Consider the following 2,878-nt stretch of genomic DNA (forward strand, 5'->3'; position numbering starts at 1 on the left):
ACTTTAAACTCTAAGACAAACATTTTACGCAGGGGGTACTTAGATAAAATCAGTATAGCACAATAAAAGTTAAGTTAACAAGCTATAGTTTAAAAAGCCGTCCTAAAAGGACGGGGCTTTAACCCAAAATTTCGGTAAAATTAACTTCTTGGTTAGGATAGGCAATAGGCAATAGGCAAGACCTCCCTTGTCTCGTGCCAAGGTTCTACCTTAGCACGAGACAAGAGAATGGAGTCGCCCCCACCCTACTATTCCTATTTGCGTTTTTTCAGGCTAGAAGCTAACCCTAGTCCCCCTAATCCTAACAAGGCAACAACGGAACTGGGTTCAGGAACGGACTGGGTCTGTTCTGTCCCATTAATACTAAATTGGTAAGGCCCATCAGTAGGAAAAACAGACCAAGTTCCCCCTTGATTGCCACTAAAAACGTAACCATCACCAATCGTCCAACCAGAGAGCATTTAGGTAGAAATGTCAAGCCCCTAAAACTAGGGGAGCAAACTTTCTGCCATGCTCAACTGCTCAAATACATAGCTTTTTACTTTCTCTCAGATTAACTCCTGTCAGTTCAACCTGCTAAATGTAATAATCAGGGATTTTTGTCTGTTATAATTTATACAAAATAACCTGCGATTACCCTGAGTTTTTAGTGAGCGGTATTAACTGGAGTTCAGACCGATTTTACTCGCCGGCCGTGAAACCGTTATCTAGGGTTAGCTGAATAAATCTTAAAACCTTGTTGGGTAAGACTTTTAGACCTTTTGTCAATCAAAAAGTACCGGATATGGGAGTGATCGGGGGAAAATTCCGGGACTTTTTCTCTGAAAATTAGGTAATTGACCCCCTCAGAATCGGTAAAAACCTACACCCCACACCCCACACCCTGTCCCCACAAGAAACTTTTTGCCGCAAACCCTATCTAGCAAGGTTTTCAGTCTTGATGAGCCTTTCAGTATCCTGTGAGATTAAACGCTTATGTAATTTAGGACTTACGCACTGTACAAATTCACCATGATGTGCATGAACGAAAATCCGTCGTTTCAGACTTTTGGCGATTAACTCCCGAACGATAGCGATCGCTCAAAGGTCATCAAAAAATCAGGTTAAAATACCTGAAACCCATACACCATATCCGGTCGGTCCTGTCAATGCCTAAGTCCTATAATTGTCAATATAGATTTACGAACTTTTTTGTCGAAACCGGATCTTAAACTTTAAAAATAGGCATGATGGGAATAGTTGGGATCGAGGGGGTGGAAAGATGGATAGAATGGTGGCTTTGTACTTACATATACTTGGCGAGCTCAGGAATTCACGCTACCCTAGGTATCGGGTTCTTTACATTTTGTTACTTAACATCCGTAAAAAAACCTGGTTCATTTACTTTATTTTCTCAAAAAAGAATCTTAAAACAGTATTAAGGTTTTATAATTGAGCAGTGTTGTCAGGAGGAACATTGTGTTTAAACGACTTGCAGAACAGCATCGCCAACTGGTCAAAGACTTGGTCATGGATTTACAGGCCTTAGCGATCGCACTAGAAAATCAAGGTTATCTAGCATCTTGCTACACCTGTGGCGGTCAAATGAACAGCGCATCCTTTATGGTCGGATTGGGTGAAACCCATCTAATTCGGTTTCTCGTGTCCGATTACGGCATCACCTGGACAGAAATGCGCGATGATCGAGAGTTAATGAAACTCGAAGGTGCGGAAGCCATCAGCCAACTACAGGAATTAGCCAATCTGATTAAATATCAAATTTCGCCGGCGGAATTTATTGACAAAAAACCCTCCTCCGTGCTGCAACGGTTAGAGAGGGTTTAACCCCAGATGTTACCTAGACCTGTATGTTTAGTGAACTTTTTCCCTAACCTTTCAGCCAACTGTTAGCTAGATAGGCCATTCGTTTCATCTCTTTTCGTCCCCGGGAGACGGAATCGAGGATCATGCCACAGGTCAAACTTAAAAAGGCTAAAAGCATGATCGAGGCCGATAAAATAGCGGTGGGAAAACGTGGTACTAAGCCGGTTTCGAGGTATTCAAACAGGACGGGGATCGCTAAGAGGAGGGAAATAACCGCCAAAATTAGCGAGACAAGGCTAAAAAAGAGAAAAGGACGAATTTCTTTAAAAAGTAAGATAGCGGTTCCCAATACTCGCCAGCCATCTTGAAAGGTTTTTAACTTACTTTGGGAACCTTCAGGACGTTCTCCGTAAAGGGTTGGTTCTTCGGCGAAGGGAATTTTTAATTCTAAAGCGTGGATAGTTAACTCGGTTTCAATCTCGAAACCATTGGACAAAGCGGGAAAAGATTTGACGAAACGACGAGAAAAGACGCGATAACCGGAGAGCATATCGATTAAACGCGCTCCAAACAGAAATTTCACCAATCCTGTTAAAAATAGATTACCAGCGCGATGACCGGGACGATAAGCCTGGGAGGATTTTGCCGCTTCCCGACGCGCACCGACGACCATATCCAATTGTTCCCGCAGCATTCGTTCAATTAAGCGTCGTACTGCCGCAATTTCGTAGGTATCATCACCATCGATGAGAATATAGATATCGGCCTCGATATCGGCAAACATCCGCCGGACAACATTGCCTTTTCCCGGTTGGATTTCCTGACGAACGATCGCCCCGGCTTTGAGTGCCTCCGTCACGGTATCATCGGTAGAGCGGTTGTTATAGACATAAATTGCCGCTTCTGGCAAAAAAGTTTGGAATTGGGAGACCACTTTGGCGATCGTTAGTTCTTCGTTGTGACAGGGAATAATCGCCGCAATACGATAGTTTTTCAGAGAAATCGGCGGAATAGCGGTCATTTCGATCATGGCTGACGACAATGTTTAATAATAGTTAGGGTCTGCTGAAAAAGT

The 2,878-nt window shown here is 43.2% G+C and carries 3 protein-coding genes and 1 pseudogene; 1 reads left to right on the forward strand and 3 read right to left on the reverse strand.

Features of this window, described 5'->3' with window-relative positions; translation table 11 throughout:
- Positions 1–254: 254 nt before the first annotated feature.
- Positions 255–461 carry a PEP-CTERM sorting domain-containing protein gene (locus IM319_RS05235; RefSeq protein WP_287684742.1) on the reverse strand — a complete coding sequence of 69 codons (207 nt, stop codon included), beginning with the start codon at positions 459–461 and terminating at the stop codon, positions 255–257.
- A gap of 242 nt (positions 462–703) precedes the next feature.
- A pseudogene (locus IM319_RS22690) lies at positions 704–893 on the reverse strand (hypothetical protein).
- 565 nt (positions 894–1,458) lie between these two features.
- Between IM319_RS22690 and IM319_RS05240 the strand changes: the two are divergent.
- Complete coding sequence (locus IM319_RS05240) at positions 1,459–1,824, forward strand: DUF1815 family protein (RefSeq protein WP_287714317.1); 366 nt, start codon at positions 1,459–1,461, stop codon at positions 1,822–1,824.
- 43 nt (positions 1,825–1,867) lie between these two features.
- Here the strand turns inward: IM319_RS05240 and IM319_RS05245 are convergent, their stop codons facing one another.
- Entirely contained in the window at positions 1,868–2,833 is a 966-nt protein-coding gene (locus tag IM319_RS05245; RefSeq protein WP_004162930.1) for a glycosyltransferase family 2 protein, read from the reverse strand.
- Positions 2,834–2,878 lie beyond the last annotated feature (45 nt).

Source organism: Microcystis sp. M113S1 (genome assembly GCF_020246945.1).
Classification (GTDB): Bacteria; Cyanobacteriota; Cyanobacteriia; order Cyanobacteriales; family Microcystaceae; genus Microcystis.

What these genes read in the sequence shown, in the direction of transcription:
- IM319_RS05235 (WP_287684742.1), bottom strand. Translation starts at nt 461, where the DNA reads ATGCTCTCTGGTTGGACGATTGGTGATGGTTACGTTTTTAGTGGCAAT.
- IM319_RS05245 (WP_004162930.1), bottom strand. Translation starts at nt 2,833, where the DNA reads ATGATCGAAATGACCGCTATTCCGCCGATTTCTCTGAAAAACTATCGT.